This is a genomic window from Bifidobacterium sp. POST2/T3 (B1), from assembly GCF_058197115.1.
The window spans coordinates 1,598-3,124 of record NZ_JBVPQK010000310.1 but is presented as its reverse complement, the minus strand read 5'-3'; the positions used below and the strand labels follow the sequence as shown (position 1 = coordinate 3,124).

The window sequence follows — 1,527 nt, the reverse complement described above, 5'->3', positions numbered from 1 at the left end:
ACCTGGACCTCGTTGCGCAGGGTGTGCGGGAAGAGGGGGCGCAGGGGGCGATCAATCAGCCGGCAGGCCAGGATAGCCTCGTTTGAGGGCCGACCCTCGCGACGGAAGAAGGAGCCGGGAATCTTGCCCGCGGCATACATCTTCTCTTCCACATCGACGGTCAGCGGGAAGAAATCGTAGTTCTCCTTGGGGCTGGACCCCGCGGTGGTGGTGGACAGCACCATGGAATCGTCATCAAGATAGGCGGCTACTGCCCCATCCGCCTGCTGGGCGAGACGACCCGTCTCGAAGCGCAACGTGCGCTTGCCATATGATCCGTTATCGATCGTGGCTTCTACAGCCGTGATTTCGGGACCCTCCATAGGGTTCCTCCTTTTGTTTACTGCTTGTTTACTACCTGATGTCAGGATGCTCGGCGTCGCTTAACTGCCGGAGATCCTTGTACTTCGGTCTGGTCCTGCCGAACCCCATGTCCGGCGATTTTCATTCCTTGCGGACCAGCCTTGTATTTCAATTCGGCACCATCTTCTGCAACCCCATCCCGGGATCGACGGTGCCTGGTTCAGTCATGCAAAAGCGCCCGAGCGCTAGGCCCGGGCGAAAGCATGCATATCAGTGGCGCAGTCCAAGACGCTCCACCAGGGAACGGTAGCGGTTGATATCCACCTTCTTGAGGTAATCCAGCAACCGACGACGATGACCGACCATGAGCAGCAGACCACGACGTGAATGATGATCGTGCTGATGCTGCTTGAGGTGCTCTGTCAGGTCGGAGATTCGCTTGCTCAGCAGAGCCACCTGGACCTCGGGGGAACCGGTATCGCCCTCGTGGGTCGCGTATTCCTTGACGATTGCCTGCTTCTGCTCACTCGTAAGAGCCACGGCTCCTCCTCTTGCATTCTTCCGTTACGCGGTGCACCAGCCCTATGCTGAAGCGCTCTCGATCCGCGGGCGAAACACGCCAAAAATCCATTATACACAGCGATGGGACCAGAGGCGGGAATGGGAGGAGGAACGGATTCATCCCCGACGGACTCGGTGATGAGGTCAGGCCGCGGTGATCAAGCCTCCGAAGAGGACGATGGCGATGGCCGCCAGCTCGATGATGAAGAATAAGGAGAGAGCGGACCAGCTGTGGGTCAGCGTGTTCCAGGGGGAATCCTTGCGCACACAGACCAGGATGGCTACGAAGACGACCGCAAAGACCGCCACGCCCAGGCCAGCGGCGATGATGCCCAGATTGGCCGCGTTGGCCAGGATGGCCTGATGCTGGTAGACCACGAAGGTGCTGTACCAGAAGTTCATCTTGAGCAGGCAGAGGCCGGCGATCAGCTGCTCGGCGGCCAGGCCCAGCACGAAGACCACCCGCCAGAACCAGGAGGACGACTCGATGATGGACATGCCTATGCCCATAAAGGTCAGCACGGTCACCGTCCAGGCAATCAGGGCTATGCCGCGCGGGTCCAGGACCGAGGCATAGTGGAGCACGCCCTGGGTGTGGTTGATGGCCAGCGAGCGCCCGTATCC

General features: G+C 60.1%; 2 protein-coding genes and 1 pseudogene. All 3 read right to left on the bottom strand.

Annotated features, from left to right (window positions below):
• A pseudogene (locus tag AC0AP0_RS10930) lies at positions 1-362 on the bottom strand (polyribonucleotide nucleotidyltransferase); the annotation flags it as partial.
• A gap of 250 nt (positions 363-612) precedes the next feature.
• Entirely contained in the window at positions 613-882 is a 270-nt protein-coding gene (gene rpsO / locus AC0AP0_RS10925; RefSeq protein WP_024626835.1) for a 30S ribosomal protein S15, read from the bottom strand.
• A gap of 165 nt (positions 883-1,047) precedes the next feature.
• On the bottom strand, positions 1,048-1,527 hold a 480-nt coding region (locus AC0AP0_RS10920), incomplete at its 5' end, for a hypothetical protein (RefSeq protein WP_490430481.1).